34 protein-coding genes are annotated in these 26057 nt (G+C 44.9%); 5 read left to right on the top strand and 29 right to left on the bottom strand.

Features of this window, described 5'->3' with window-relative positions:
* Positions 1-39: 39 nt before the first annotated feature.
* The 8 genes from ACJJIN_RS03760 to ACJJIN_RS03725 form a co-directional block, all read right to left on the bottom strand.
* The gene (locus ACJJIN_RS03760) at positions 40-570 is read right to left on the bottom strand and encodes a hypothetical protein (RefSeq protein WP_444896943.1); all 531 of its coding nucleotides are present in this window, start codon (positions 568-570) and stop codon (positions 40-42) included.
* 145 nt (positions 571-715) lie between these two features.
* Complete coding sequence (locus tag ACJJIN_RS03755; RefSeq protein ID WP_444896942.1) at positions 716-1135, bottom strand: hypothetical protein; 420 nt, start codon at positions 1133-1135, stop codon at positions 716-718.
* 474 nt (positions 1136-1609) lie between these two features.
* Positions 1610-2287, bottom strand: coding sequence for a hypothetical protein (locus ACJJIN_RS03750; RefSeq protein WP_444896941.1), 678 nt, complete (start codon positions 2285-2287; stop codon positions 1610-1612).
* Between the two features lie 424 nt (positions 2288-2711).
* Positions 2712-3020: a hypothetical protein gene (locus ACJJIN_RS03745; RefSeq protein WP_444896940.1), complete on the bottom strand. Its 309-nt coding sequence runs from the start codon at positions 3018-3020 to the stop codon at positions 2712-2714.
* Positions 3021-3482: 462 nt separating this feature from the next.
* A complete protein-coding gene (locus ACJJIN_RS03740) occupies positions 3483-3947 on the bottom strand; it encodes a hypothetical protein (RefSeq protein ID WP_444896939.1) in 465 nt (154 codons plus the stop codon).
* A gap of 108 nt (positions 3948-4055) precedes the next feature.
* Positions 4056-4283 (bottom strand): hypothetical protein, encoded by a 228-nt coding sequence (locus ACJJIN_RS03735; RefSeq protein WP_413662923.1) that lies wholly within the window; start codon positions 4281-4283, stop codon positions 4056-4058.
* A gap of 56 nt (positions 4284-4339) precedes the next feature.
* A complete protein-coding gene (locus ACJJIN_RS03730; protein ID WP_444896938.1) occupies positions 4340-4801 on the bottom strand; it encodes a hypothetical protein in 462 nt (153 codons plus the stop codon).
* 122 nt (positions 4802-4923) lie between these two features.
* Positions 4924-5199, bottom strand: a complete 276-nt coding sequence (locus tag ACJJIN_RS03725; protein WP_444896937.1) for a hypothetical protein — start codon at positions 5197-5199, stop codon at positions 4924-4926.
* A 742-nt stretch (positions 5200-5941) separates the two neighbouring features.
* Between ACJJIN_RS03725 and ACJJIN_RS03720 the strand changes: the two genes are divergently transcribed.
* Entirely contained in the window at positions 5942-6883 is a 942-nt protein-coding gene (locus ACJJIN_RS03720) for an IS110 family RNA-guided transposase (RefSeq protein WP_413662913.1), read from the top strand.
* A gap of 28 nt (positions 6884-6911) precedes the next feature.
* On the opposite strand, the gene ACJJIN_RS03715 is transcribed toward ACJJIN_RS03720, so the two are convergent.
* From ACJJIN_RS03715 to ACJJIN_RS03695, 5 genes are all read right to left on the bottom strand, one after another.
* Positions 6912-7211, bottom strand: a complete 300-nt coding sequence (locus tag ACJJIN_RS03715; RefSeq protein WP_444896936.1) for a hypothetical protein — start codon at positions 7209-7211, stop codon at positions 6912-6914.
* A gap of 119 nt (positions 7212-7330) precedes the next feature.
* Positions 7331-7618, bottom strand: a complete 288-nt coding sequence (locus ACJJIN_RS03710) for a hypothetical protein (protein ID WP_444896935.1) — start codon at positions 7616-7618, stop codon at positions 7331-7333.
* A gap of 515 nt (positions 7619-8133) precedes the next feature.
* Entirely contained in the window at positions 8134-8517 is a 384-nt protein-coding gene (locus tag ACJJIN_RS03705) for a hypothetical protein (protein ID WP_444896934.1), read from the bottom strand.
* Between the two features lie 405 nt (positions 8518-8922).
* Positions 8923-9279, bottom strand: coding sequence for a hypothetical protein (locus ACJJIN_RS03700; RefSeq protein ID WP_444896933.1), 357 nt, complete (start codon positions 9277-9279; stop codon positions 8923-8925).
* A gap of 110 nt (positions 9280-9389) precedes the next feature.
* Positions 9390-9782, bottom strand: coding sequence for a hypothetical protein (locus tag ACJJIN_RS03695; protein ID WP_444896932.1), 393 nt, complete (start codon positions 9780-9782; stop codon positions 9390-9392).
* A gap of 325 nt (positions 9783-10107) precedes the next feature.
* Between ACJJIN_RS03695 and ACJJIN_RS03690 the strand changes: the two genes are divergently transcribed.
* Entirely contained in the window at positions 10108-11049 is a 942-nt protein-coding gene (locus ACJJIN_RS03690; protein ID WP_444894991.1) for an IS110 family RNA-guided transposase, read from the top strand.
* Positions 11050-11433: 384 nt separating this feature from the next.
* Here the strand turns inward: ACJJIN_RS03690 and ACJJIN_RS03685 are convergent, their stop codons facing one another.
* From ACJJIN_RS03685 to ACJJIN_RS03665, 5 genes are all read right to left on the bottom strand, one after another.
* Positions 11434-11679 carry a hypothetical protein gene (locus ACJJIN_RS03685; RefSeq protein ID WP_444896931.1) on the bottom strand — a complete coding sequence of 82 codons (246 nt, stop codon included), beginning with the start codon at positions 11677-11679 and terminating at the stop codon, positions 11434-11436.
* 485 nt (positions 11680-12164) lie between these two features.
* The gene (locus ACJJIN_RS03680; protein WP_444896930.1) at positions 12165-12419 is read right to left on the bottom strand and encodes a hypothetical protein; all 255 of its coding nucleotides are present in this window, start codon (positions 12417-12419) and stop codon (positions 12165-12167) included.
* 158 nt (positions 12420-12577) lie between these two features.
* A complete protein-coding gene (locus ACJJIN_RS03675) occupies positions 12578-12934 on the bottom strand; it encodes an energy transducer TonB (protein ID WP_444896929.1) in 357 nt (118 codons plus the stop codon).
* Positions 12935-13039: 105 nt separating this feature from the next.
* Complete coding sequence (locus ACJJIN_RS03670; protein ID WP_444896928.1) at positions 13040-13201, bottom strand: hypothetical protein; 162 nt, start codon at positions 13199-13201, stop codon at positions 13040-13042.
* A gap of 998 nt (positions 13202-14199) precedes the next feature.
* Positions 14200-14550, bottom strand: coding sequence for a hypothetical protein (locus tag ACJJIN_RS03665; RefSeq protein ID WP_444896927.1), 351 nt, complete (start codon positions 14548-14550; stop codon positions 14200-14202).
* 649 nt (positions 14551-15199) lie between these two features.
* Here ACJJIN_RS03665 and ltrA point away from each other — a divergent pair.
* Together ltrA and ACJJIN_RS03655 are read left to right on the top strand one after the other, a co-directional pair.
* Complete coding sequence (gene ltrA / locus ACJJIN_RS03660; RefSeq protein WP_444896926.1) at positions 15200-16150, top strand: group II intron reverse transcriptase/maturase; 951 nt, start codon at positions 15200-15202, stop codon at positions 16148-16150.
* Positions 16151-16276: 126 nt separating this feature from the next.
* Positions 16277-16471 (top strand): hypothetical protein, encoded by a 195-nt coding sequence (locus ACJJIN_RS03655; protein ID WP_444896925.1) that lies wholly within the window; start codon positions 16277-16279, stop codon positions 16469-16471.
* A gap of 56 nt (positions 16472-16527) precedes the next feature.
* Here the strand turns inward: ACJJIN_RS03655 and ACJJIN_RS03650 are convergent, their stop codons facing one another.
* The 4 genes from ACJJIN_RS03650 to ACJJIN_RS03635 form a co-directional block, all read right to left on the bottom strand.
* Entirely contained in the window at positions 16528-17637 is a 1110-nt protein-coding gene (locus ACJJIN_RS03650; RefSeq protein ID WP_444896924.1) for an SH3 domain-containing protein, read from the bottom strand.
* Positions 17638-18215: 578 nt separating this feature from the next.
* Positions 18216-19073 (bottom strand): hypothetical protein, encoded by an 858-nt coding sequence (locus tag ACJJIN_RS03645; RefSeq protein WP_444896923.1) that lies wholly within the window; start codon positions 19071-19073, stop codon positions 18216-18218.
* 911 nt (positions 19074-19984) lie between these two features.
* The gene (locus ACJJIN_RS03640) at positions 19985-20203 is read right to left on the bottom strand and encodes a hypothetical protein (protein ID WP_444896922.1); all 219 of its coding nucleotides are present in this window, start codon (positions 20201-20203) and stop codon (positions 19985-19987) included.
* 129 nt (positions 20204-20332) lie between these two features.
* Positions 20333-20587 (bottom strand): hypothetical protein, encoded by a 255-nt coding sequence (locus ACJJIN_RS03635; protein ID WP_444896921.1) that lies wholly within the window; start codon positions 20585-20587, stop codon positions 20333-20335.
* A 314-nt stretch (positions 20588-20901) separates the two neighbouring features.
* Here ACJJIN_RS03635 and ACJJIN_RS03630 point away from each other — a divergent pair, with 314 nt between their 5' ends.
* Positions 20902-21843: an IS110 family RNA-guided transposase gene (locus tag ACJJIN_RS03630; protein WP_413662913.1), complete on the top strand. Its 942-nt coding sequence runs from the start codon at positions 20902-20904 to the stop codon at positions 21841-21843.
* Positions 21844-21871: 28 nt separating this feature from the next.
* On the opposite strand, the gene ACJJIN_RS03625 is transcribed toward ACJJIN_RS03630, so the two are convergent.
* The 7 genes from ACJJIN_RS03625 to ACJJIN_RS03595 all read right to left on the bottom strand — a co-directional run bounded on the left by ACJJIN_RS03625 (position 21872) and on the right by ACJJIN_RS03595 (position 25928).
* The gene (locus ACJJIN_RS03625; protein ID WP_444896920.1) at positions 21872-22381 is read right to left on the bottom strand and encodes a hypothetical protein; all 510 of its coding nucleotides are present in this window, start codon (positions 22379-22381) and stop codon (positions 21872-21874) included.
* Between the two features lie 97 nt (positions 22382-22478).
* Positions 22479-22841 (bottom strand): hypothetical protein, encoded by a 363-nt coding sequence (locus ACJJIN_RS03620; protein ID WP_444896919.1) that lies wholly within the window; start codon positions 22839-22841, stop codon positions 22479-22481.
* A 152-nt stretch (positions 22842-22993) separates the two neighbouring features.
* On the bottom strand, positions 22994-23377 hold the full coding sequence (locus ACJJIN_RS03615) for a hypothetical protein (RefSeq protein WP_444896918.1): 384 nt from the start codon (positions 23375-23377) through the stop codon (positions 22994-22996).
* Positions 23378-23482: 105 nt separating this feature from the next.
* Positions 23483-23896 (bottom strand): hypothetical protein, encoded by a 414-nt coding sequence (locus ACJJIN_RS03610; protein ID WP_444896917.1) that lies wholly within the window; start codon positions 23894-23896, stop codon positions 23483-23485.
* Between the two features lie 72 nt (positions 23897-23968).
* Positions 23969-24469: a hypothetical protein gene (locus ACJJIN_RS03605; RefSeq protein ID WP_444896916.1), complete on the bottom strand. Its 501-nt coding sequence runs from the start codon at positions 24467-24469 to the stop codon at positions 23969-23971.
* A 528-nt stretch (positions 24470-24997) separates the two neighbouring features.
* The gene (locus ACJJIN_RS03600; RefSeq protein ID WP_444896915.1) at positions 24998-25459 is read right to left on the bottom strand and encodes a hypothetical protein; all 462 of its coding nucleotides are present in this window, start codon (positions 25457-25459) and stop codon (positions 24998-25000) included.
* Positions 25460-25538: 79 nt separating this feature from the next.
* Positions 25539-25928, bottom strand: a complete 390-nt coding sequence (locus tag ACJJIN_RS03595; protein ID WP_444896914.1) for a hypothetical protein — start codon at positions 25926-25928, stop codon at positions 25539-25541.
* Positions 25929-26057 lie beyond the last annotated feature (129 nt).

Raw genomic sequence — 26057 nt, 5'->3', positions numbered from 1 at the left:
AGCACGCTTGCGTGCGGTTGTGCTGCAACTTGTTAGGCATTAGAACTCGAATACCTTGTTGAATCTATATCTAACGTATCCATCTACCAGCTGGGTGCCCTCAGATAGAAACTGAATTGTCCATTGTGGATAGGATTTGGTGTCGTAACCTAAATTATCTACGATATCCACAATTTCAGTTTGCGTGAAATATTCGTCTTTAGGAATCAAGTTGGCGATTTCATCTGAGGTTCTATCCTCTGGAATCTTGATACCTCTTGAATAAACACTATTTATGGGCTTTGGTTGAAATGAAGTGAACTTGTCATATATATCTTGGTGTTCAGATATAAACTCTTCGAGTTCATTCAGTTCTTCAGAGCTCAGCTGGAATATTACTTCTGGTGAGTATACATCTTGAGTGAATGATCTCTTACCTGAGTCGTTAATAAATCTCTTAATAAAGACTAGCGTCTTGTCTTCAACTTTCTCGGTCATTGGGTTGATGCAGTTGAATTCATCAATACGATAGATCTGCCATAATCCAGCCTTAATGGTTCTAACCCAATCTCCTATTTTTAGATCCGTCATATATTCCTGATTCCTAGAGCTTCTCAATCTTGCTGCCTAACGCCGCAATCAAATGCGGCTTACTTTGTGTACTTTTTGCACGAAAATGGGAGCGCAGCGACCGTGCAAAAAGCACACAAAGTAAGACGTCGGCTGCATAGCTTTGTTAAATTAGTTTTGGCACCTTGACCTCTACTGGCTGATTGAACTTGGCCAACTCTCCGGACTCGATAATTGAACCGCGATGTATGAATTTGCAATATACCTTCCAGTGCTCATTGCCACCCCAGGTGAGTGGCCCGAATTCTTTATAGGTCCCACCCATCTCGTACCCACTATGCGATAACTTTAGCAATCCAGTTGGGTCGGATTTTTCGTAGGCTTCATTTATTTCCCGGGCAATTTTCTCACTTGGCCATACTCCATTTCCGTTGCAACTAGCACTTACTCCGGGAACAGGATTTGCATCTTGATCTTTAAAAGTAATTTGGTAGCTCTTTGAGGGAGTAAATCCATCCCAGGTTACTGTGGTCACACAGCCAGAAAGCATAAAAATGCCAGCGATAAATGCGAATTTTGGCTTCATAATTTAACGTTGCCAGCAAGGGCAGCCGAAGCGGAGCGTAGGCTGTCCAGCCCAGCCTCCGGCTGGGCGATCTTGCCTGGCCTAGTTATAGCTGGCGCGCACTGAACGACCTACTTGCTCTCTGCCAGCCAACTTTGGCTGGCCACTGCCCGATAAATTTACAGGAGAAAATACCATACTTTCCCCTCCGGATAACTATCCGATTGGCACTCAACGATGGCCTAGCAGGCTTGTAGGGCTTACTGACTGAAAGCGAAGGCACTAGAATGGAGCTGCGGTACCAACTTGCAGGAAAACTCTCAGGAAAAGTGTGCTCAGATAGAGATTGATGCTTGCAGCAGCTACAAAACATCTAAATATTGACCGCCACAATAACGCCCCGCATAGGGGCAGACAAATAAGCGCAGCGTTTTGGCTGTCCCAGCGACCAACGGGAGCGATTGCTGCGGCTTGTTATGTACGCTGCCATGGGGCTTAGGCATTATTTAGAAGTGCCAATTGCTCTTCTGGAGCCAAGTGATTATAGGGTCCAAAGCGCTCTATAATTTTCCTGTCTACAGAGTCTCCAAGCTGGATAAAGATACCACGGCAGTTTGCTACAAATTCAAGCATAAAATTGCGTGAAATAACTACCCCGGAATTTCTATCCAGCGACATCTCGTGATTCTTTTGCAATCTACTAAATGCTTCTTTATCTAGATATTCGTTTATGATGCCCGCCCTATGTGCGATAGCATTTCTTACGAACGAGCAATCACTGAAGTATGAAATCTCTTCAGAAATTGAGCTGAGGTCTAATTCCACATAGTCTTCTAAATACGAAAACGTATCACGAAGGTTCGGCCTTTTTTTAATTGATTTACTTACTGAAAAATCTATCTCACAAACTCGACAAAAGCCCACTAGTAGATATTCAAGGTATCCAACGGTAGAGATGAACATAGAATCTCTGTGAATTTTTGGGAAGATAGCTGAATATTTCAAGCTCGAATAAATAGATACGGATTCAGTTGCGGATGCCACTACTGACCCATGCAGCGACCCGAATTTTTCCTCCATCTCATGGATATAACTTTGGTGCTGCATGAAGGCATTACATGCATCTATGGAATATCTCACGGAAGGGAAAGAGCATGAATATGTTTTAGCCAAATCTATTCCACCTTAATCAGCGCAATGCTATATTTTGTACATAACGTTGCTAGCAAGGGCAGCCGAAGCGGAGCGTAGGCTGTCCAGCCCAGCCCCGGAGGGGTTGGGCGAGCTTGACTAGCCTGGTTATGGCTGGCGCGCACTGAACTACCTACTTGCTAACTACCAGCCAACTTTGGCTGGTCACTGCCCGATAAATTTAAAGGGAAAAATACCATACTTTCCCAACCGGTTAACTATCTGATTGGCACTCCATGATGACGTAGCTGGCTTGCAGGGCTTGCTGACTTAAAAAGATGGCACTGAAGCGAAACTGCGGTACCAAATTTCAGAAAAACTCTCAGAAAAAAGTGCTCAGATAGAGATTGATGCTTGCAGTAGCTACAGAACATCTAAAAATCGACCGCCAGAATACGCAGCTTTGTTAAGGCTGAACCTGCCTAAGCCCCCACCAATGTTTTAATGTGAAAGGAGCAAGAAATATTAAGAATACCAGCTGCCCAGATGCGACAAATTTCACGCTATTTGCAGGGCTAAATATATTTACAATTACGTAAGACACAAAGCTTAAAATTAGCATGGCTATTATTTCAGGCAATATCGCACTCTGCATTGGGTCAATCTCTGGATCTTTCCCCAGCTTGAGCTGCCTCAAAGTCTCACTTGCAATACTTATATACTTCCACGCAAGAGCAATTAATATCGGCAGTATCAGGAAAATGACGATTTTCATAATTGAGCCTTAACGTTGCCAGCAAGGGCAGCCGAAGCAAAGCGTAGGCTGTCCAGCCCAGCCACCGGCTGGGCGATCTTGCCTGGCCTGGTTATAGCTGGCGCGCTCTGAACGACCTACTTGCTCTCTGCCAGTCAACGTTGGCTGACCAGTGCCCAATAAATTTACAGGGAAAAGTACCATACTTTCCCCACCAATTAACTATCTGCCTGGCACTCCACAATGCAACAGCTAACTTGCAGAACTTGTTGGCTTAAAACGAAGGCACTTGAACGAAACTGCAGTACCAGTTTGAAGGAGAACTCTCTGCCGAAGCGTGTTCAGGTAGAGATTGTTACTTGCAGCAACTACAAACTATCTAAAAATTGACCGCCACAATAACGCCCGCATAATCGGCACAGCTCGCGAAGCGTGCTGTGTCCGGTGGAAGCTCGCAGGGCTGAAACGAAATTCATGCGCTTGTTATATTTTTTTGGCTGAAGTGATTCTATTTAGTCTCTTAATCGTTTGAAGAATGCTCTTCAGATCAGAATCACGTGTCTTCTCAATTATCATTTCCTCAATCTCATTCGCGAGAAAGTTACGTAAGTGTAGTTGGATAAGTACATTCTCTTCTACTTCATCAATTTTGCTAATAATTCCAGCAATTAAAGCTTGGTATTGGATTTCATTGTTTTCTTGCAAGTAATCATAGATATGGTTCTCACCATCGCCTTTAGCCGCAGCTATCAATTCATCGTCATCAATAGAACTCGATTCAGTTGAATCATAACTTATTGTCGAGATCATATATGACTCAGGTTTTCCAGAGTAAAAAGAATGGCACTCTGAAGCTTTTATATTTCCTGAAAGCGTTGGGTCAGTAACGATCACTAAAGGATAGCCGTGACCAGCTAGAAAGCTTCCCGAGTATATTTTATATGACATAAATCCTCCTAAATATAACGCCTAGCCGCACGGGCCGGAGGTGCAAAGCACCGGAGATCCAAAAAATGCACAGCATTTTTGATCGTGCCGGCTCTTGTTATGTGTATTTTAAGTTCCATCTCTGAGTTTACTCCTGCATTGTTGAATGAAGTCTCGATACTCAAGATCAGAATCTTGATGCAGTGTTTTCTCAAATACGCAACACAAGTTCCATAACGCTCTTTCTTCTGCCTGGTCCTCAATCATAAGCTTGTCTGAATCACTAAATCTACGAGTCAGCTCGAACAGAACCCATGCTTCATCTTCCGTGAGCGTGATTTTTACTTTTTTGCTCATAATCTCTATTTACACATAACACCAAGGTAATGGGCAGCCTTGTGGCGAAGCCACGCTTAAGGCTGTCCAGCCGAAGGCGGCATTAACCGCCTTGTTATGTTTATGGGTAGGTCATACCCTCTCATTGTGTCCCAAACTAACTTTCCTTGGCACTCATAGTAAGAAAAATATACAGCGCTAATGCTTAGTGTTCCAATTTCAGATGGAGCTGCGTAAAAGTATGCTTTGGAAAGACCCCTTTCGTTTTCTAAGGCTAGCCCTGACGCTAGCTTAAGCTTTCCTTGTTCTTTTTTATGCAGATTAATACTACTCAAATCTCTTGAGTTGTATTTTTGAGGCAAGGAAATAGAAACATAATAAAGCTCGCCATCAAATTCACTTTTTATTGAGTAAGCGTCTACATCCATTTTATACCCATGCTCAGTGCCTTCTACTCGGCTAGGGCATGGATTGGGCTCTTCAACAGCAAAACAGCTAACCGAGAGGAAACTTAAAATCACGAGAAGAACTTTGTTCATAAGTAAACATAACGCCCGCAGCATGGGCCGGAGTATATTGGCGCTTTTTGCGCCCCGCGCAAAACGTGACAATATACGGAGGTCCAGCCCGAAGGGCGAGCATGGCTGCGCTTGTTATGCATTTATTTGCCCCGCCCAAATAGCTTAGAGATAAGTGAGGATTCTTGTGTTTTAGCTTTTGGCAATGAGAGATTTGCATACTCTGGTGCCAATGCCTTTGAACCATGCTTTTCGAAATTTATGCGTATTGTTATGTCGTCGGACTTAACAAACTGAAAGATTGCTTCTACTTGACCCAAACCAAAAACAGGGTGTTCTAGTTGCATGCCTGGAGTAACTTGACCGACGCCATTAACTTCTAAGCTTTCTAGTTCATTAGCTTCCATTTTCTTGGACATGCTCAATCCTTTTCAAGTGCATAACGCTCACCACAACGGCGAGCAACTTGTTGCGAGTCCAGCCGCAAAGCGGCGTGTTGGTGGTGCTTGTTAAATGGCATTCTTCCTCCCGAACACCGCTACACTTAAATAAAGAAGGCAAATAAAGACAAGAGCAGGTCCAAAAAAATACATATCATTGCGCACAAAACCGGTCTCATTGTACCAGCAGTATAAAAATATGCCGCTCTCATACATTCCATAAATTAGCCATACGATACCTATAGCGCCCATTAAGATCTTGCTCAGGGTGCGAAAGTTACCCTTGACTACAAAGATCGTCATGAGAATGCCAGTGGCTAGTGGTACTAATGGCACCACCATGAAGATCTCCCAAAGAGGAGATAGAAGGTTTGATAGATCTTCGTAGTATTCCAGGAGTACCATAGCCATTTAACGACTACAACAGGGGCGGCTAGAGCGTAGCGTAAGCCGTCCCGCGAAGGGCCAAAGGCCCGTAGCAACCTGCTTGTACTTGTATGGTTGTTCTTGCCCGATTCTGATGTTGAAAATCCTTTTCGTTAACGGGTAAATTGAGACCCACCTTCGGCGGCCACCGAAGGCCTTGTTTATCATAGTTCGCTGCTTGGCTGGTTCGTAAAAGACCGATAACAAGTATGAACGTGATAAGCACTCACTAGGCATAACTCGGATAGTCATGTGGGCCTCGAGCCCGAATAGCAAGGCGGAGATAGCTTATCTTATGGAACCTCAAGAGATCAATGTCGGTATCGATACCAGCAGTAAACAACTCGATATTTATGTGAGACCTACTGGCCAGTTCTTTAGTGTTGCCAATGATAAAAATGGCATTAAAGATGCCATTAAACAACTACAACCTCTTAAACCTCAAAGAGTATTAATAGAGTCTACGGGAAGGCTCGAGTTAGAGTTTGTTTGCGCCGCCGACAAAGCCGGATTACCTATTGTTGTTTGCAATCCTTCGCAGATAAGGAGCTTCGCTAAATCCGCAGGGCGCCTCGCCAAAACTGACAAGCTAGATGCAATGGATATTGCACATTTTGGTGAGGCCATGAAGCCAGGGCTGTCGGTGCTAAAACCAGAAAAGCTTAGGGAGATCAGTGACTTACTGGCGGTAAGAAGTCAGTGTTTAGAGATGAGTACAATGCAAAAGAATCGGCTTCAGAGAATGCCGAAATCAGTACACAAACCTATACAGACCATTCTAAACACCATCAAGAAAGAGCTACAAGGTATCGACAAGCAACTGGATAAACTGGTTAACAGTGTGTCTGAGTGGCGGCAAAGGCGTGACCTATTGTTGAGTGCCAAAGGGGTCGGAAATGTATTGGCCTATACGTTAATGAGTGAACTTCCTGAGCTAGGACAATTGAACCGTAAAGAAATCGCTGCACTTGTCGGTATCGCCCCGATGAACCGTGATAGCGGCAACTTCCAGGGCAAACGATATATTCGAGGTGGAAGGCATCGCGTACGCACGGTTCTTTTTGTTTCCATCATGTCGGCCATACAACATCATCCCAAACTAAAGCCCATGTATAAGCGATTAGTCGACGCTGGCAAACCTAAAAAGGTTGCTCTGGTTGCCTGCATGAGAAAGCAGATTACGATCCTGAATACAATGGTGAAAAACAACACCTACTGGGATGAAAGTATGGCTTAAAAACTTGACGAGTAACCATAGTCACTTGTTAACTGTTTGTGCCAAAACCATAACTATATAACTCCGGAAAAAGAACCCCAAAACCAATTAAAACCAGAACAACGACCAAACCAATACAGATTGCTTTAGCTGGATGCAACTCTTTGCCACCTGGATTATCGATAGCGCCCGGCATGTTTTCTGGCATATGGATTATTTCACCAAACACACCCAAACCAGCAACAATGATAAGAGACAGATAAAAGCTCGCTCCAAAGAAGAGCGATATAGCAATGACGAACGCTGCAGCCAGTATAGTTCTTATTGCAATTCCTTTAGCTTTACTCATGGCTCAGTGAATACAGTTAACGTTGCCAACAGGGGCGGCCGGAGCGTTTGCGTGCGAAGCGCGCCGCGTAGGCTGTCCAGCCTAGCCCCACAGGGGCTGGGCGAGCCTGCTTGGCCTAGTTATGGGGCCCCATTGTATAATAAGTAACCCTGAATTATCCCATAAAATAACACGCCCACAACAACACTACTTGGGACATAGTAACGAGCATTATTTACCGGTAAAGCCGCAGTCAATAATGCTGAACAAACCGCTGAAACCACAGCAACACCAAACCAATTTCCCTTTAACCCTGGTAAAACCGCCCAAAGTACATATGCCATGGGAATCAAGCTTGAAGCAAAAAGACAAACCATGAATTTCCACAGATATACACTTAATTTTTGGTCTTTGTGAATTTGGCTCAAGTTCTAGCCCTATAACGTTGCCAGCAAGGGCAGCCGAAGCAAAGCGTAGGCTGTCCAGCCCAGCCACCGGCTGGGCGATCTTGCCTGGCCTGGTTATAGCTGGCGCGCTCTGAACGACCTACTTGCTCTCTGCCAGCCAACTTTGGCTGGCCACTGCCAGATAAATTTACAGGGAAAAATACCATACTTTCCCCACCAGTTAACTAGCTGATTGGCACTCCACAATGGTGCAGCTGGCTTGCAGAACTTGTTGGCTTTAAACGAAGGCACTTGAACGAAACTGCGGTACCAGTTTGAAGGAGAACTCTCTGGCGAAGCGTGTTCAGGTAGAGATTGTTACTTGCAGCAACTACAAACCATCTAAAAAATGACCGCCACAATAACGCCGCCGGCAGGGGCAGCTTAACTTGTGCGCGTTTTGCGCGAAAATGGGAGCGTAGCGACCCGCGGAAAAGGTGCGCAAGGTAAGCTGTCCCGCGGAGGGCCGAAGGCCCGGAGCAAATTGCCCGGCCTTGTTAACTGAGGTCCTCGTATTGCGCAATGTGCCCTGCTCCAAACTCGCTCAAATTGGCCAAGTAAACATCTAAGGACGAGCAAATTTTTGAGAGACGGCCAAATGGATAGCGCTGATCTGACCATATACTTCCAGCTTCAGGTCCGCTAAATACGTAAATATGATACCCCTCGCAGCCTGTATTACAGATACGAATAGCGCCGCTCAAGATTCCTTCACTTGTAGTAGAGCGCCCATCGAATGCGCCTAAGACTTCAGCTGTATCAACTTCTTCAATCTCGTATGGCTGAAACCACTCTTCTTGTGGTGAGAGTTTGTAATCTCCAACCATTTTTGGATCATTGAGCGCTTGAAACAGGCTTTTAGGAACACTTTCTTTCCACATATTCAGTTAACGCCTTTAGCAGCGGCCGGCGGTACGCCGGTCCAGCCCCGAAGGGGCGATGCTGCCTAAACTTGTTAAATGCAGGTGGCACATAGCCAGCTACTCCACTTGTTTTTCTATGATTTCAGAAATGCACTCTGTGCCGCAAATTTTGCAACTGCCACTAATATACTTCCGACCACTTTCAACGTATAGCTCTGGATTAACGATGCCGAGATCTGCTTCGTTGCACTTATCGCACCATGAATCGCAGAGGTAAATATCTCTCTCAATTTCCGGCAGCGTACTTAAATCGATAATTTCTCTCATTCTTTCTCAGGCATTTAACGTCGCCATAACCGGCAGCCGTGCGCAAAGCGCGCTTTAGGCTGTCCAGCCACGAAGTGGCGTTGGTTGATGGCCTTGTTATGCATTTACTCGTACCTTATTAAAGAATAACAATGGCAGACCAATAGATAATGCTAGCGACCAATCATAAAAATAAAAACCTATTAAAGCATGAAAACCTATTATATACATTGTTTGTTCGGGGTATTTTCTTAGGAAGAGAAATACACCACAAGCAAAACAAACAAGCATTGATGCAATACTCAAATAAAAAAACTCTGAACCATCCTCTGTAAGTACATAGATCAAGGTACTCTTTGCCGCTTCATATGTGCTTAGTGCCTCTGGCTGGGCAACAAGTAATAGAATTGTCCAGATAGCAAGAAAGTAAAAGACGCAAAGGAAATTTAGTGCTCCAGATATCTTAAAACCCATAACCTTCTCATGATGCATAACGCCCACAGCAGGGGCGGCCGAAGCGTAGCGTAGGCCGTCCCGCAGAGGCCCGAAGGGCCGGCGCATACTGCCTGTGATTGTTAGGTGAATTACTTGGCACTGAGTTTCTTCTCCAAGGCCATATTATATTCTTTAGCGTAACGGCTAAATGCATGAGACAGCTTACTATGCTCCCCCCCCTCCAATGCATCTGAAGTACCCATGATATATCTAAAGCCGTATTTACAGAGCATCTCTTTGTCGGAAAGACCTGGATAGCCGATCCCAAAACCACCAATTGCGATGAATCGATAATCTTGATGCTTTATTCTCGTTTCTAAATCTTTTCTGGGTGCATCTAGATTAATTGGCAATAGGTATGTCTTTAATACTGCGAGTTGGGTTGTTTCTGGAACCATATCAGGATTCATCCAACATGGAATCTCATCTGAATAAACGGATGAGCTGAATAAAAAGACAAAAATGGTGATTATTAGTCTCATACTGAACTTCACCTAACGCCGCCAACACGGGCCGAAATAGAGCAGCGAAGCTGCGGAATGTAGGTCCAGCCAGCTTTGCTGGCGAGCGTGCTTGGCTTTGTATGGTTGTTCTTGCCCGATTCTGATGTTGAAAATCCTTTTCGTTAACGGGTAAATTGAGACCCACCTTCGGCGGCCACCGAAGGCCTTGTTTATCACAGTTCGCTGCTTGGCTGGTTCGTAAAAGACCGATAACAAGTATGAACGTGATAAGCACTCACTAGGCATAACTCGGATAGTCATGTGGGCCTCGAGCCCGAATAGCAAGGCGGAGATAGCTTATCTTATGGAACCTCAAGAGATCAATGTCGGTATCGATACCAGCAGTAAACAACTCGATATTTATGTGAGACCTACTGGCCAGTTCTTTAGTGTTGCCAATGATAAAAATGGCATTAAAGATGCCATTAAACAACTACAACCTCTTAAACCTCAAAGAGTATTAATAGAGTCTACGGGAAGGCTCGAGTTAGAGTTTGTTTGCGCCGCCGACAAAGCCGGATTACCTATTGTTGTTTGCAATCCTTCGCAGATAAGGAGCTTCGCTAAATCTGCAGGGCGCCTCGCCAAAACTGACAAGCTAGATGCAATGGATATTGCACATTTTGGTGAGGCCATGAAGCCAGGGCTGTCGGTGCTAAAACCAGAAAAGCTTAGGGCGATCAGTGACTTACTGGCTGTAAGAAGTCAGTGTTTAGAGATGAGTACAATGCAAAAGAATCGGCTTCAGAGGATGCCGAAATCAGTACACAAACCTATCCAGACCATTCTAAACACCATCAAGAAAGAGTTACAAGGTATCGACAAGCAACTGGAAAAACTGGTTAACAGTGTGTCCGAGTGGCGGCAAAGGCGTGACCTATTGTTGAGTGCCAAAGGGGTCGGAAATGTATTGGCCTATACGTTAATGAGTGAACTTCCTGAGCTAGGACAATTGAACCGTAAAGAAATCGCTGCACTTGTCGGTATCGCCCCGATGAACCGTGATAGCGGCAACTTCCAGGGCAAACGATATATTCGAGGTGGAAGGCATCGCGTACGCACGGTTCTTTTTGTTTCCATCATGTCGGCCATACAACATCATCCCAAACTAAAGCCCATGTATAAGCGATTAGTCGACGCTGGCAAACCTAAAAAGGTTGCTCTGGTTGCCTGCATGAGAAAGCAGATTACGATCCTGAATACAATGGTGAAAAACAACACCTACTGGGATGAAAGTATGGCTTAAAAACTTGACGAGTAACCATAGTCACTTGTTATGGCTTTTAGCTAGAAGCATCCTCGAACCTTGGCTTGTATATGCGGGCGTGTTTGTTGATTTTTTTGAAGCACTTAATGTGACAGAAGAAACGCTGGAGATCTAGCTTGTCCGTGGGTTGATCAATGTTAGCGATAAGATCGACTGCACATGGATCTAGACCTCCTTGATTATCGATGTGCTCACCACATAGAAAGCATTGATATCCTTTATCGTCACTCATAGATATTTATTCTTTAGGGCCATAACGTTTAAAATAAATAGCATAAATAGATTGACTATACTGCGCGAAGCGCCAGCCAAGCTATTTATGTCCAAGCCCACTTGTGGGCAATTTTGATTTTGTTTGCTAGGTTACTTTAAACCTACAAAATAATTCCTATAGCAATAATGTAAAACATAGGCGGATACACAGGCGGGAACCGCAATAGAACTTAGCAGCTTGACCGCAAGACCTGTAGATGGAGTTAATAAAAATAGATTAACTAGCACACCCAGCCCTATTGCAAATAAAATTAACAATAAAGCAACACCAAACAATACAACTTTGCGCTCTACATCTGACTCACGCTTTTCAAACTCTTTGACGGCACTTTTCATTGATTCTCCTTAGTAACATAACGCCGCTAGCAAGGGCAGCCGAAGCAACGCGTAGGCTGTCCAGCCCAGTCCCGTAGGGGGTGGGCGAGCTTGCCTAGCCTGGTTATGGTTGGCGCGCTCGGGACCGACTACTAGCACTTTGCCAGCCATTGTTTGGCTGGCCGCTGCCCAATATTTACGAGGAAAGAATACCGCACTTTCCCCAACCAATTCCTATCTTACAGGCACTCCACTAAATTGCACCGGACTGCCTCTTTTTACAACACCCGAGCGAACACTCTAGGAGCGAAACTGCTTGAATAGCAATCAGTAAAATTGCTCAACACCGGATGCTATTTAGTAGCACTAAACCTTCAGTTACCACGGAAAATCAATAAAACCGACCGCCACAATAACGCCCAGCACACGGGCGGCCGAAACAGAGCGAAGCGGCGTGTAGGCCGTCCAGCCCGGCCTTTTTTGCCGGGCGTTCGTGCTACTGCTTGTTATGTGTTTGATTTAGCGGCAATAACCTTACCTAAAACAACTAAGCCAGTCCCTAAAATTAATGTAGACAATACATAGTTTTGGCCACCCTCTGTAGCCACAACTTTATAGTAAGTGTGACTGTCCTCGCCGGTAAAGAAATTACTTATTGTTATCCAAAAATCTACCGGCAAGAAATTGATCATAAAAGCCAACCCTGGATATGCAATAAATATCCAACCAAACCATACACACCACTTAGAGATCTTTTTCATGGATTACACATAACGCCGCCAGCAGGGGCAGCTTACCTTGTGCGCGTTTTGCGCAAAAATGGGAGCGCAGCGACCTGCGCAAAAAGTGCACAAGGTAAGCTGTCCCGCAGAGGGCCCAAAGGCCCGGAGCATCCTGCCTGGCTTTGTTAAATTTCGGACTACCTGGAGATCCAAAACTCAATTAGAGCTTTGGTTTTATTATCTGGGGTCAGAGAGCCAGGCTTGTATACCCATTTATTTACGGCACTTAGTGCAGCTTGATTGAATCCAGATTCGGGACTCGCATCTATTACTTTTGATGAAATCACCTTTCCTTGATCAGAGACTGTTACTTCCATTAGAACCCACCCTTCCACACCACGGCTGAGAAGGTCCTTAGGGTAGTATGGATTGACTTTAATTAACGGCTTATGAGTAATTTGTTGATTCGGAGCCGCAATAGGCGCAGGAATAATAGGATTGGACTTGCAACCAGCCAAAACCATAACAAATAGGAAAAATACTAAATATCTCATTGCAACTCCTAGAAATTTAACGCTAAGCTTTGGGGCGGACTGCGCAGCAGGCCGTCCCAGCAGCCGAAGGCTGTGACAACAGCGCCTTGTTAAACGTTTCAGCTCTCATAATAGCGCCGCAACAATTAAGGTTGTAAATATAAATGCTATAGGCGCCACGCCCGCTAAACCCCAGCCATATTTTTGAGCGATAGAGTTGTTTTTGGCTGCTTGGCCTTTGCTAATGGCAATGCAACCTGCAATTAGTGAAACTGTAGAAAAACCCATAAGCCAAAACGGCCCAGTAACAACCGCCCAAAAGGCTGCGGTGTTTAGAGCAGGAATAATTGCATGCTCAGAAAGTTCTCCCTACCTAAAACCACTGTTACCACTAAAAATAACATGGTGGCCCAGCTTATTGATACTACGGTTCTTTCCATATTTACGTTTAACGCCGCTAGCAAGGGCAGCCGAAGCAACGCGTAGGCTGTCCAGCCCAGCCCCGAAGGGGTTGGGCGAGCTTGACTAGCCTGGTTATGGCTGGCGCGCTCGGGACCGACTACTAGCACTTTGCCAGCCATAGTTTGGCTGGGCGCTGCCCAATATTTACGAGGAAAGAATACCGCACTTTCCCCAACCAATTCCTATCTTACTGGCAATCCGCGAAATTGCAGTGGACTGTCCCTTTTTACAGCACCTGAGCGAACGCTCTAGGAGCGAAACTGCTTGAATAGCAATCAATAAAAACTGCTCAATACTGGCTGCTATTTAGTGGCACTAAACTTTCAGTTACTACGAAAAATCAATAAAATCGACCGCCACAATAACGCCGCTAGCAAGGGCAGCCGAAGCAACGCGTAGGCTGTCCAGCCCAGCCCCGAAGGGGTTGGGCGAGCTTGCCTAGCCTAGTTATGGTTGGCGCGCTCGGGACCGACTACCAGCACTTTGCCAGCCATAGTTTGGCTGGCCGCTGCCCAATATTTACGAGAAAAGAATACCGCACTTTCCCCAACCAATTCCTATTTTACTGGCACTCCACGAAATTGCAGCGGACTGCCCACCTCTACCACACTTGAGCAAATACCCTAGGAACGAAACTGCTTGAATAGCAACCAGTAAAAAGGGCTCAATATCGGCTGCAATTTAGTGGCACTAAAGCTTCAGTTACCACGAAAAATCAATAAAACCGACCGCCACAATAACGCCACAAACAGTGGCAGATTTGGAGCAGCGAAGCTGCGGAAAAACTGTCCAGCCCGCGTAGTGGGCGGTGCTGCTTTGTTTTGTTAAATACTACGGCCACTACGAAGCCACCTAATTGATCTAAGTATTAGTTGTGGTAAGTAATACCACCAAACAGTGCCGACAACACCTATATAGATAGCTGGATACCAAAAATTGGGGATATCTCGATAGATACTGTACTCCCCATTGCTCCCAATACTATCTACGAAGTTAAGTGCTTCGACTACGTACGCTAGTGGCACCATTCCCCAACCTACGGGAAAATCTATTGTGAGGTAAAGGAGCCAAGCCATTACCGCACTGCCATCGGAACTATTTACAATCAGATACCCCATAATAAATACGGATACGAGATGTATTACAGCTAGTGTTACAGAGACTTTATGTATCATTGGTATTTAACGCCCACCTCACGCGCCGTCTTGTAGCGACGAAGGAGCGGAAAGATGGTCGCTGTGCAGGTATTTGGTACGCCCAGCATGGGCGTGAACTAATGGGGTGAAAGTCCCCTGTAGGAGGATCACCGTTTAATGGTCTCCATTAAATGCTAACTACTAGCAAATGGCAACTGCAAGACCGTGAGGTCTTGTGGGGAGGAAGCCGCTAGCAAAGCTACGAGCTGACGAACAGAAACATCATATAAGGCTTAGCCTGGAGGCGAGGTAGCCAAGGATACCGAAGCCATGTGGTCTAACGGGTAGAGTAAATGATGCAGTTGTGTAGTGAAAGTTCACGCTCTTATCTGGGGAGATCTGTTCAACCTGCTGCTGTAAAGCTGTCAGCGTGGCCGCTGACTCATAAGTAGGCCCAGCCCGCTAGCCACCATCGCGGGGGTAACCAAAATTGATGGAACACAGCAGCGCCTCAGCCAGTAATGGCCAAGGTGATTGAACAGAAGTCAGCCGACGGCATAGTAACCTAATGCCAAGATTAATACCTTGGATACGGTGAAGGCCTGAACCCAAAATCCACGAGTTAAAAGACAGGGCTAGCCTACCGATGTGTTGCCAGCCGGATATAAAATTAACGTAGCGCACTGCCATGACACTCAACTCAAATGAAAATCTGCTTGAAATCATCCTCAGCAAAGAAAATCTTAATGCTGCATGGAAACACGTGCGAAGCAACAAAGGTGCCGCAGGCATTGACGGGATTACTGTCGATAATTTTGTGCAGCACTTCAAGGCAGTTGGCGACGACCTCATCGAGACTATTCGACAGGGTCATTACCAGCCGCTTCCCGTCAGGCGCGTCTACATTCGCAAGCCAGATGGTGGCCGGCGTGGTCTCGGGATACCTACGATCTTTGATCGTGTTATTCAGCAGGCTATCGCCCAAATCATCGGTCCCAGTTTCGATAAAACCTTTTCGGAGTTCAGCTATGGATTCCGCCCAAAGCGATCACAGCATCATGCGGTGAAAAAGCTACAGAAGTATATCGAAGGCGGGAAGCGAATAGCCGTAGATGTCGATTTATCTAAGTTCTTCGACCGGGTCAACCATGACTTCCTCATGAGTTTACTTGGCCAAAGAATCAGCGATAAGCGTTTACTCAAGTTGATCGCAAGTTACTTGCGTGCAGGAAGTGTAGAAAATGGATGCTGGAAAGCCTGTCATGAGGGGGTGCCACAAGGGGGCCCTTTATCGCCGCTACTCTCCAACATTGTACTCGACCTGCTCGATAAAGAGCTGGAAAAACGCCGACATGATTTTGTTCGCTATGCGGATGATTTTGTGATTGTTGCTGCTTCTAAGCGCGCGGGTGAACGGGTTATGGCGAGTATTAAACGCTTTGTTGAACGCAAGCTTAAGCTCAAAGTTAACGATACTAAAAGCCAAGTAGTTCCTGTCAGCCGCTGTAAGTTTTTGGGATTCTCTTTTCGCGGTGCAAGGCTCGTCTGGCATGATAAGTCCCTGCTCCAATTTAAATACCGCATCCGCCAGATTACAGGGCGATCCCGTGGTATTTCTATGGAAAAGAAATTGAAATAACTTACCATGTTCCTCCGTGGTTGGATCAATTATTTTGGTATAGCGCAAGGCTATTAAAAATGTATCGATCTTGACTGCTGGATACGACGAAGATTGAGAATGAACTACTGGAAAAACTGGCGTAAAGTGAGAACGAAAGTCCGAAACTTACTACGCATGGGTGTGAGTGAATCACTGGCTGTCACTTGTGGATCGTCCGGTAAGAGTTACTGGCGAAATGCAAAGACCGAAGGTATTCATATTGCACTCAACAATGAGCTTTTCCAAAAGATGGGCTTGATTTCTTTACGTGACCGCTGGGTAGAGATTCATTACGGATAGGGAACCGCCCATTGCGGACCCGCACGATGGGTGGTGTGGGGGCCGGTAGCTAGAAACTACCGGCTACCCGATTTAGGCTTTAGCTTACTTATTTCCTTTAATAGCTGAAGGAACGTATATTCGCTGAAGTTAACAGTCTCTTTGCTATTTCTTCTCTCTGACCAATGGCTACGATACTCAGACCACCATTCTTTCATCTTTGGAACATCTTGCGCTAGGAATTCAGCTACTGTTTTTTGATGTTGTTCTATTTCTTGTAGCTCTTCACGCCTATTTTTTGATTGTTCATACTTACCACTTGATGCTAGACAATCTTGGTGACCTAAATGCATATTGTGAGGAGTGTACAAGTATGGATGCTTCTCAGAGTTTGGTTCTTGACTCCAAAAAACATATGATTCATGAAACTTTAGACTCTTTGAGCATATTTCACATTTAGCACCAAATGAAGGTATTAAATTTCTTTTAATATTTTTTAAGATTACTCTTATTTTTTGTGTTCTTGATTGGTTATAACTTTGCCCCAAAAGATAGCAAATCACCAATGTTCCTGGAATTACCGCAAGGGCAACCATTATTACCACTAACCATGACGGTAACGATAGAATAAGAATTGTTCCGCTAAACTGAAGGACAAAACCTGAAAATAACATGAAGCTAGCAATTGATCCTAGAAAATCAATTCGTGGCTCGGAGTTAACATCAATCATACTTAAATCATTAGAAGGAGGCGTCGACTTGAGTGTGTTGACCTCTTTTTGCTCAGTTACTAAGTGTGTTCCTGCCAGAACCGTGGCGCCAATTATTTCAATAAGAAGGCCACTGAGAAGTATAATTGCTCCTATTTTGGCGATATTTGAAGACTGTGCCCAAGCGAGGGATATTTCTTTGACGGATGCTTCGACAGAAGAGACCTGATTATTTGTGTTTCCTAGCTCACTCTTTAACACATCAATGGCATCTAGCTCGTTATCTATCCGCAAAAATTGCTCTCCGCTGTTTTCCTCAATTCTAGATAAATCAGACCTTAAATTGCTTGCAGTTATCTCGACTCTTTGCTCAGACTGATTAATTTGTGTATTAAGGTGCTTTACCTGAAGCCTTAAAGCTTGAAGCTCTTCTTCCAGCTGTCCAATATTATTTTTCAGAAGCTCTTGTGTATCCATAGACTTCTCAGCATGAGAGCTTAAGGAAAACGTTAACAATATAACTACCAAATATGGAAATTTCATACTTACTTTCTTCGATTTCAGTGAGCCTAACGTTGCCAACAAGGGCGGCCGAAGCGTAGCGTAGGCCGTCCAGCCCAGCTCATAGCTGGGCGAGCTTGCTTGGCCTGGTTATGTGCTGCTGTGTCATCCATGGCTTCCAGACTTCAACATAGATTCAAATAAAATTATTAAAAAAGCGCCACTTATAACTGGTAAAATTATTCCGGAGATAAGAAAAATAACAGCCAATGAGTGACTACCCATCTTATAGCGTCTATAACCCTCCATGAACGGATACAAGAAGAATCCTATTAGCACGCTATACAAGATGAACTCCGGGACCTTCAGTAAAGCTCCGCCCCCTAACCTTTCTAGGCCCAGGAGATAGATTATTGGATAAAGCAAACCGGCCATGACAAAAACAACTATTAGGTAAAGCCATTTACTCAAAGTTCATATCTCTTCGTTGAAGCACATAACGCCAAGCTCACCCGCGGAGGCGCGATAGCGCCGGAGTCGGGTGCAGCGTTTTGTTAAATTGATTTCTCAAGCGCAATTCTCATTATCTTAGCTCCTTTAGGAGTAAGAAAACCTTTCGAGGTCAAACCATGATCCTCCATGTACTCGAGGTCATCTGGCTCAAAAACACCTTGGTCTTTCAATACCTCAAGTCTTTTCGCTAAAATCCTGGTTGGAGCCTCAACGTATTTTTCTGGGAGCTTGCCTTCTATTCTATCAGAAAGATATCTGATAAAGCCTGGCGAAACATCACCTATATCACTCTCTACTTCGTTGATTTTTCTTTGCAACCGTCGAAGTTCTATCCTTGATTTATCTAGTTCATTAGTGTGTTTTTCAAGCTCTTTTAGAAGCGCTTCCTTTTCGCCATCTGCAACTCTCGCTTTCTCCATAAGATCGAGGATTATCTTGTTTCGTTCATTCTCTTGCTCTTTAATATGCTTCTCTTCCTTCCTTTCCTCTTCTCTTGCTTGTTGTACATCGAAAGGCATCTTGTCGAACTTATCTCTCAATCCATTGTATCCCTCATCAATGTGTCGCAATTTTTCACCAAACCCTGATTCGATGCGACCAAGTATTTCAGACATTTCTTTCGTAAATTTGTAAGAATTATCGTAGAACCGATTTGATGTTTCCGTAGCTTTAAAATAGAACGCAGTAGAAAGAGCTATCGCGAAGAACGCAAGTAGAACAGATAGTAGATCAGTGAAACTAAAAGCTTGAAAGCTAAATGAAATACTCGAGTTGATTAGCTTCCACGTTAAAACTAACAACAACGAAATCAACAGAATATCTCTAATATTCCCTAATGTAAGAAACCCTCCTTGCCAAAATTTGTTTGGTTTCTCTTTCTGAGTGCTTTCCGAGCTCATTCCGTCTCCTGTCAATTTAACGCCCACAGCACGGGCGGCCGAAGCGCAGCGTAGGCTGTCCCGCGGAGGCCCGAAGGGCCGAAGCAGCGTGCCTGTGATTGTTAAGAGTTATTGGCACCATGTTCCTGATTCCAACAAAAACACACAAACAAGTAGTAGCTACCAAATAGGGCGTATATCCACATAATTGTAAACCCCACGTGATCTATAGCACTACTACCAAATTTGGAATACAACAAAAATACCAAAAGTGAAGCAAAGAACGAGGTGTTCAGAATGACAGTACCTATAAAGCGCGCAACACCAAATCTACTCCCTTGCATTGGGCAGAGAAATGTAAATGGAAACCATGCAAATTTCTTAGCATGAAATACATTCATTATTTTAATAAACTCACTCATAACTCGATCTTTCGATTATGGCTCTTAACGCCGCCGGCAGGGGCAGCTTACCTTGTGCGCGTTTTGCGCAAAAATGGGAGCAAAGCGACCTGCGCAAAAGGTGCACAAGGTAAGCTGTCCCGCGGAGGGCCGCAGGCCCGGAGCAAATTGCCCGGCTTTGTTATGTGGCCCCAAGGGAGCGTCTTAGCAGCCCTCTTGTTCCGATGGTGGAATAAACGGAATTGAGGAATGAAGCCTATTCTGTATACACCCACCATGAGAATACATAAGCTGTGTTTCCTCATCACCGAGGCCTAAATTGATAGTCACAGCAGGTTCATCTTCTATCAATTTACCGCAAAAACAACAGATACATTTAGTACCGAAAGCCTCAGATAAAGCCCTTCTCAGTTCTCTAATCCACATAGATACTCCGATAACCCGAGGACACATAACGTCCGGCGCACAGGCGAAGCACGCAGTGCTGAGTCCGGGCCGAAGGCCGATTGTGCCGCCGCTGGTTATATTTCATTACGCGATTGGCTCCAAATCAGAGGGAAAAGAACGAAACTCCTCCCATTGAGATTCACTCATTTCACCTTTGAAATTACGGGAATTCCACGCTCGATTTAAATGCGCATATATATGGGCTATATCTATAGAATAGCCCTCGATATCGACGCTCCCCTTAGATCCCATTTCTTTAATGAGATCACCTAGATGCTCATGTGCATCTTCTAGCTCACTCATTAATTGACTCCATTCAACTGGGTTTTTCTTGCTATCTATCATGATTTCTCAGAAATATAACGCCTGGCGCAACGGCGAAGCACGAAGTGCTGAGTTCGGCAGCCAAAGGCTGCGCATTGCCGCCACTTCTTATGAGCCTCTGTTACGTAACACATGAGATTTTGCTTCAAAGTAAAGAAACCCGTTAAAAATTAAACTTAGTATTCCCGCCGCAATTATCGATGCAGAAAAAACAAAGAGAATTGAGTTGCAAAACCAAAGAACCATAGACGCAACAATGCCAAAGATAAGTAAACCAGAAGCTAGTTTAAGATCTCTTGAAGCTTTTTCTAGGCGCCGCCCCCAAAATTCAGGAGTTTTAGTTAACATTCTCAATATACTCATAACGTCGCCATAAACGGATGCCGAAGCAACGCGTAGGCAGTCCGGTGGAGGGCGCGTCTTTTGCGACCGAAACGAATTTAATGGCCTTGTATGGTTGTTCTTGCCCGATTCTGATGTTGAAAATCCTTTTCGTTAACGGGTAAATTGAGACCCACCTTCGGCGGCCACCGAAGGCCTTGTTTATCACAGTTCGCTGCTTGGCTGGTTCGTAAAAGACCGATAACAAGTATGAACGTGATAAGCACTCACTAGGCATAACTCGGATAGTCATGTGGGCCTCGAGCCCGAATAGCAAGGCGGAGATAGCTTATCTTATGGAACCTCAAGAGATCAATGTCGGTATCGATACCAGCAGTAAACAACTCGATATTTATGTGAGACCTACTGGCCAGTTCTTTAGTGTTGCCAATGATAAAAATGGCATTAAAGATGCCATTAAACAACTACAACCTCTTAAACCTCAAAGAGTATTAATAGAGTCTACGGGAAGGCTCGAGTTAGAGTTTGTTTGCGCCGCCGACAAAGCCGGATTACCTATTGTTGTTTGCAATCCTTCGCAGATAAGGAGCTTCGCTAAATCCGCGGGGCGCCTCGCCAAAACTGACAAGCTAGATGCAATGGATATTGCACATTTTGGTGAGGCCATGAAGCCAGGGCTGTCGGTGCTAAAACCAGAAAAGCTTAGGGAGATCAGTGACTTACTGGCGGTAAGAAGTCAGTGTTTAGAGATGAGTACAATGCAAAAGAATCGACTTCAGAGAATGCCGAAATCAGTACACAAACCTATACAGACCATTCTAAACACCATCAAGAAAGAGCTACAAGGTATCGACAAGCAACTGGATAAACTGGTTAACAGTGTGTCTGAGTGGCGGCAAAGGCGTGACCTATTGTTGAGTGCCAAAGGGGTCGGAAATGTATTGGCCTATACGTTAATGAGTGAACTTCCTGAGCTAGGACAATTGAACCGTAAAGAAATCGCTGCACTTGTCGGTATCGCCCCGATGAACCGTGATAGCGGCAACTTCCAGGGCAAACGATATATTCGAGGTGGAAGGCATCGCGTACGCACGGTTCTTTTTGTTTCCATCATGTCGGCCATACAACATCATCCCAAACTAAAGCCCATGTATAAGCGATTAGTCGACGCTGGCAAACCTAAAAAGGTTGCTCTGGTTGCCTGCATGAGAAAGCAGATTACGATCCTGAATACAATGGTGAAAAACAACACCTACTGGGATGAAAGTATGGCTTAAAAACTTGACGAGTAACCATAGTCACTTGTTAAACGATTTCTTCATGCTCAATCACCGGCCCCTTTCCTTTATAGCTCTTGGAGTGATAGGCGAATACAACTATGAATATTAGAGCGATAAACACGTAAATAGACTCTTTGGAAAGCTGCGAATAAGAACTGGCAACGCCAAAGCATGCGCCTAAAAGAATGAAGAACGAGAGCCTAATAATAAAAGGCAGTCCTTTCCTTGATGGTTCGGCCTTGGGAAAAACTAGCTTTTGCCTCTTATACTCCTTGCCGTTTTTACTTAGTGTGCATACAAACGGACCCTTCAATAAGCTCACCACGTTGAGATTTGTCGAATATTCATTTTCTCCAATAGAAAAGTTATTGGTTGAATCAGTTGATAAGTTTCTTTGAGAAGATACTAACTCGCCATTTACAAATACTTTCTCAAGTCCAGAGAGAGCACTGAACCAAGCCTCAACTACGGCTCCGTCTTCTTCGAATATAAACGTATAACCCTTCGTGAAGCTAAATGCCTTTCTCTTACTCATATCTACGATTACTGTTTAACGCCCAGCACACGGGCGGCCGAAGCGAAGCGTAGGCAGTCCAGCCCGCGCTTTTTGCAGGCGATCGTGCTGCTGTTTGTTATGTTTGTGATGCAAGGTAGGAGCTATATTCATCTTGAACGACGCCTTGGTTCACAAAATTGTGTTTATTAATGCCTAGTTCTGCAGCCGCACCTTCAATACTTTTGGAAAGTACTACTCTTACTGGCTTATCGTACTCCCCTAACGGGGAGTCGAATGTATATATGTCTACGTAATTATCTGAGCCTTGATCATACGCTTCCCAGAGGCTTCCAGTAACGCCAGTACTTGACGCTTCAAATGAAGCCCAGCGAATGCACTTTTGATCTCCGATCTTAAACCCACCTAGAAAAATCTCGACTAGCTTGCCACGACGAAGAGCCGAATTTGCTTCTTGTATGGTTAAGTACCTACGAGTCATCGTTCATCCTGGACACATAACGCTGCCGGCAGGGGCAGCTTACCTTTTGCGCGATTTGCGCGAAAATGGGAGCGAAGCGACCTGCGCAAAACGTGTACAAGATAAGCTGTCCCACGGAGGGCCGTAGGCCCGGAGTAAATTGCCCGGCCTTGTTATGCAGCTACAAGGTACAGAAGGTCGCCGTATCCCCATATGACCGTGCCGATGATAGCCAAGGCTATGCATGATTTTGAAATCCAATCAAAGTACGTTGAATATGAACTACTTAAACTTATACCCTCGTATGCTAACGCGGAAATACTTTTCAATTGGTGTTGCGCGATATATTCGATATAAACAGCAATAAGTACAGCTATAGCACCGCTTCGTTGAAACCATATTTCAGGCTTGTCAATTAACGGCAACATCACACCCTGCGAACTGCCGATCATTATTATTACTCCAAGCGCGATCAGCAACGTAGACCCGATAGCCTTTTTTAAAAATTTTGATTGAATATTCGTTTGTACAACTTCACTTGAGCTTACTGCGTCCATGGTTTTTCTACTCTCCTTGCATAACGACTACAACAGGGACGGCTGGAGCGTAGCGTAGGCCGTCCCGCGAAGGGCCAAAGGCCCGTAGCAACCTGCTTGTACTCGTTAGGGTTGGTACCCACTAAGTTTGATAACTTTACGGACATATACTGCCTCCCGAATGTCATTTCTCTCAGCCCAGGAAAAACTAAATGGGAATACTAGCGTACATAAACTCATCATTTTATCATCCATGAAAAATATGTACTCCCCAGACAGCTCAAGAGAGAGCGAGTTTGAATCGCCGTATAGCATAAAATTATCAGCTATTTCCCCTTTTAGCTTAGCTGTAACTCTCAATTCATAGCTAAATGTCTCAATAGAGTTTTCTGGAGCGTAAGTTCCCTTCATGACTTGCGCCACGAATACTTGATTTCGAATATCCCAATTTTTCTCTAAATCAAAAGGGTTTTCCGGACACTCCCCGCCATAAGCTGTAGGACCGAAAAATATAAACAGTAAGCTTATAAATTTCCTCATTTCTATTCGGAACCTTAACGCCAAGCTCACCCGCGGAGGCGCGATAGCGTCGGAGTCGGGTGCAGCGTTTTGTTAGTTGCTCTTTGCCGAACGAAATTGCGCGAAGGTTAATCCAACCGCGTTAGTCACAGCGCCAGATTTATCAAAATCAACTACGATCCAAGCTTCGCATACAGTACTACAAGTACCACCGCTCCAAAGTGAGATGTACACCTTATTGCCATGGCAGAACTCTGGGGAAGCGAGATAGGGTCTTTTTGGATCTATACGCGAATAGTTCGAAATGAGACTCTCAATAGGCGGTATCTTAATTGAAAGCGCATCACCCACAAAAATCACGTATTGAGAAATGACATGCGACTTTGTTTTGTGGCCTAGAAGCGCTTCAAATGGTAAGTCGTTCTCTTTGACGTTAGGGTCAATCGATGTTGTGATTGTTCGCAACTTAAATCCTTCGCAGTCCAGTTCGTCAATTTTATTCGTTGTTTCAAATACTCTTCCGCCAATATTAATCTCATCAGCGCCTATATGGACTGAAAAAGATAAAACCATCAACACGAGTAAATTCCGCATCTGACCTTCCTTTTTGCAACTAACGCTGCTAGCAAGGGCAGCCGAAGCAACGCGTAGGCTGTCCAGCCCAGCCCCGAAGGGGTTGGGCGAGCTTGCCTAGCCTGGTTATGGCTGGCGCACTCGGGACTACTTACTAGCACTTTGCCAGCCACAGCTTGGCTGGCCGCTGCCCAATATTTACGAGGAAAGAATACCGTACTTTCCCCAATCAATTCCTATCTTATTGGCACTCCGCGAAATTGCAGCGGACTGCCTCTTTTTACAACACCCGAGCGAACCCTCTAGGAGAGAAACTACTTAAATAACAATCAGCAAAATTGCTCAATGCCGGATGCTATTTAGTGGCCTAAGCCTTCAGTTACCACGAAAAATCAATAAAACTGACCGCCACAATAACGCCCGCAGCAGGGGCGACCAATGCTGTGCACATATTGTGCTAAAGAGGGAGCGCAGCGACCAGCACAATATGTGCACAGCGTTGGGCGTCCCGCAGAGGCCCGCAGGGCCGTAGCAAACTGCCTGCGTTTGTTAAGGCAGTTTTCCAAAGTGGCTAAGTAAATGCTTTATCTTAGCTCCCGAATAGACATCAATCCGGCTGGACATTTCCTGGAGATCTTCGAGGCTCCGAGTTCTAGGGCCAACAGGAATTAACTCCCGACAGAATGTTAACTCTTTGTCACCGAACAAGAAGAAAACATAGCTTTCGCCCAAGGTTATGCCTTCAAAGAGCGAGTCAAAGCCGGTAGTTAAGGCAACACTTTTTTCTTTAGCACCTTTGAATGAGTGGTTTACTGCCACTTGCAATTTTGTTTCATTTCCATATTTTTTGTTTGGGTCATAAACACCAGAAATAACTTGGCCCAGAAAAATGTCTGTTGCTAGATCCGCATGCGCTCCGATTTCTTGGTTGTACTTATTCTCATTATTGCATTCCCATGCACTTGCATAGATTGAGAAAAAGAGAAGAGCTAACCCTATTACTTTATTCATGGTTTGCCTTAACGCTTACAGCAAGCGCGCGTTTTTTGCGTCGCCTTGCCTGTGATTGTTAGATGATAGCCGGCTATGACTACAATATATTTATGAACGCATCGACCAGTTCTTTATCTCGATCAGTCTTGCATGCCTGCTTTAAAACAGCTGGAAGGTAATACTTAAGTAAGTCCTGTTTTTCTGATTTGACGGGAACGAACTCAGATACCACCTCAATAAAGCTTGAAACTGACATTATTGAAGTGAAGGCCTCATACCCCCTAGCGCTAGCATAAGGTATTTCACTTAAGTAGTACTTCGCCAGGCATACTTGGTCCTTCTTTTTCCATGACCTGTGTGGAATAAGCGTAATGGCCTCGCCCCAATTTTCGTTCGTTACCGGATAGATACGCAACAGCCATGCAGAGGCTTCGTTCGAGTCCATTTTCCTTAACTCGCGGCATAATTTTCTAAGTCTTTCTTCCATAAACTTTAGGAATTCTCAGTTCTCTCTGCGCATCTAACGCCGCGCTCAGCGGCGCCCTAAGCTGGATGACTTTTGTGGGGTATGAGCGTAGCGACCGCAAAAGCCGTACAGCTTTGGACGTCGCGCTGC

Source organism: Microbulbifer maximicatervae (SeqCode), assembly GCF_052467505.1.
Note: the sequence above shows the minus strand (reverse complement) of the source record. Positions and strands in the feature narration are given on the sequence as shown.

What these genes read in the sequence shown, in the direction of transcription:
- ACJJIN_RS03760 (WP_444896943.1), bottom strand. Translation starts at nt 570, where the DNA reads ATGACGGATCTAAAAATAGGAGATTGGGTTAGAACCATTAAGGCTGGA.
- ACJJIN_RS03755 (WP_444896942.1), bottom strand. Translation starts at nt 1,135, where the DNA reads ATGAAGCCAAAATTCGCATTTATCGCTGGCATTTTTATGCTTTCTGGC.
- ACJJIN_RS03745 (WP_444896940.1), bottom strand. Translation starts at nt 3,020, where the DNA reads ATGAAAATCGTCATTTTCCTGATACTGCCGATATTAATTGCTCTTGCG.
- ACJJIN_RS03740 (WP_444896939.1), bottom strand. Translation starts at nt 3,947, where the DNA reads ATGTCATATAAAATATACTCGGGAAGCTTTCTAGCTGGTCACGGCTAT.
- ACJJIN_RS03735 (WP_413662923.1), bottom strand. Translation starts at nt 4,283, where the DNA reads ATGAGCAAAAAAGTAAAAATCACGCTCACGGAAGATGAAGCATGGGTT.
- ACJJIN_RS03730 (WP_444896938.1), bottom strand. Translation starts at nt 4,801, where the DNA reads ATGAACAAAGTTCTTCTCGTGATTTTAAGTTTCCTCTCGGTTAGCTGT.
- ACJJIN_RS03725 (WP_444896937.1), bottom strand. Translation starts at nt 5,199, where the DNA reads ATGTCCAAGAAAATGGAAGCTAATGAACTAGAAAGCTTAGAAGTTAAT.
- ACJJIN_RS03720 (WP_413662913.1), top strand. Translation starts at nt 5,942, where the DNA reads ATGGAACCTCAAGAGATCAATGTCGGTATCGATACCAGCAGTAAACAA.
- ACJJIN_RS03715 (WP_444896936.1), bottom strand. Translation starts at nt 7,211, where the DNA reads ATGAGTAAAGCTAAAGGAATTGCAATAAGAACTATACTGGCTGCAGCG.
- ACJJIN_RS03705 (WP_444896934.1), bottom strand. Translation starts at nt 8,517, where the DNA reads ATGTGGAAAGAAAGTGTTCCTAAAAGCCTGTTTCAAGCGCTCAATGAT.
- ACJJIN_RS03700 (WP_444896933.1), bottom strand. Translation starts at nt 9,279, where the DNA reads ATGGGTTTTAAGATATCTGGAGCACTAAATTTCCTTTGCGTCTTTTAC.
- ACJJIN_RS03695 (WP_444896932.1), bottom strand. Translation starts at nt 9,782, where the DNA reads ATGAGACTAATAATCACCATTTTTGTCTTTTTATTCAGCTCATCCGTT.
- ACJJIN_RS03690 (WP_444894991.1), top strand. Translation starts at nt 10,108, where the DNA reads ATGGAACCTCAAGAGATCAATGTCGGTATCGATACCAGCAGTAAACAA.
- ACJJIN_RS03685 (WP_444896931.1), bottom strand. Translation starts at nt 11,679, where the DNA reads ATGAAAAGTGCCGTCAAAGAGTTTGAAAAGCGTGAGTCAGATGTAGAG.
- ACJJIN_RS03680 (WP_444896930.1), bottom strand. Translation starts at nt 12,419, where the DNA reads ATGAAAAAGATCTCTAAGTGGTGTGTATGGTTTGGTTGGATATTTATT.
- ACJJIN_RS03675 (WP_444896929.1), bottom strand. Translation starts at nt 12,934, where the DNA reads ATGAGATATTTAGTATTTTTCCTATTTGTTATGGTTTTGGCTGGTTGC.
- ACJJIN_RS03670 (WP_444896928.1), bottom strand. Translation starts at nt 13,201, where the DNA reads ATGGGTTTTTCTACAGTTTCACTAATTGCAGGTTGCATTGCCATTAGC.
- ACJJIN_RS03665 (WP_444896927.1), bottom strand. Translation starts at nt 14,550, where the DNA reads ATGATACATAAAGTCTCTGTAACACTAGCTGTAATACATCTCGTATCC.
- ltrA (WP_444896926.1), top strand. Translation starts at nt 15,200, where the DNA reads ATGACACTCAACTCAAATGAAAATCTGCTTGAAATCATCCTCAGCAAA.
- ACJJIN_RS03650 (WP_444896924.1), bottom strand. Translation starts at nt 17,637, where the DNA reads ATGGATACACAAGAGCTTCTGAAAAATAATATTGGACAGCTGGAAGAA.
- ACJJIN_RS03645 (WP_444896923.1), bottom strand. Translation starts at nt 19,073, where the DNA reads ATGAGCTCGGAAAGCACTCAGAAAGAGAAACCAAACAAATTTTGGCAA.
- ACJJIN_RS03640 (WP_444896922.1), bottom strand. Translation starts at nt 20,203, where the DNA reads ATGAGTGAGCTAGAAGATGCACATGAGCATCTAGGTGATCTCATTAAA.
- ACJJIN_RS03635 (WP_444896921.1), bottom strand. Translation starts at nt 20,587, where the DNA reads ATGAGTATATTGAGAATGTTAACTAAAACTCCTGAATTTTGGGGGCGG.
- ACJJIN_RS03630 (WP_413662913.1), top strand. Translation starts at nt 20,902, where the DNA reads ATGGAACCTCAAGAGATCAATGTCGGTATCGATACCAGCAGTAAACAA.
- ACJJIN_RS03625 (WP_444896920.1), bottom strand. Translation starts at nt 22,381, where the DNA reads ATGAGTAAGAGAAAGGCATTTAGCTTCACGAAGGGTTATACGTTTATA.
- ACJJIN_RS03620 (WP_444896919.1), bottom strand. Translation starts at nt 22,841, where the DNA reads ATGACTCGTAGGTACTTAACCATACAAGAAGCAAATTCGGCTCTTCGT.
- ACJJIN_RS03615 (WP_444896918.1), bottom strand. Translation starts at nt 23,377, where the DNA reads ATGGACGCAGTAAGCTCAAGTGAAGTTGTACAAACGAATATTCAATCA.
- ACJJIN_RS03610 (WP_444896917.1), bottom strand. Translation starts at nt 23,896, where the DNA reads ATGAGGAAATTTATAAGCTTACTGTTTATATTTTTCGGTCCTACAGCT.
- ACJJIN_RS03605 (WP_444896916.1), bottom strand. Translation starts at nt 24,469, where the DNA reads ATGCGGAATTTACTCGTGTTGATGGTTTTATCTTTTTCAGTCCATATA.
- ACJJIN_RS03600 (WP_444896915.1), bottom strand. Translation starts at nt 25,459, where the DNA reads ATGAATAAAGTAATAGGGTTAGCTCTTCTCTTTTTCTCAATCTATGCA.
- ACJJIN_RS03595 (WP_444896914.1), bottom strand. Translation starts at nt 25,928, where the DNA reads ATGGAAGAAAGACTTAGAAAATTATGCCGCGAGTTAAGGAAAATGGAC.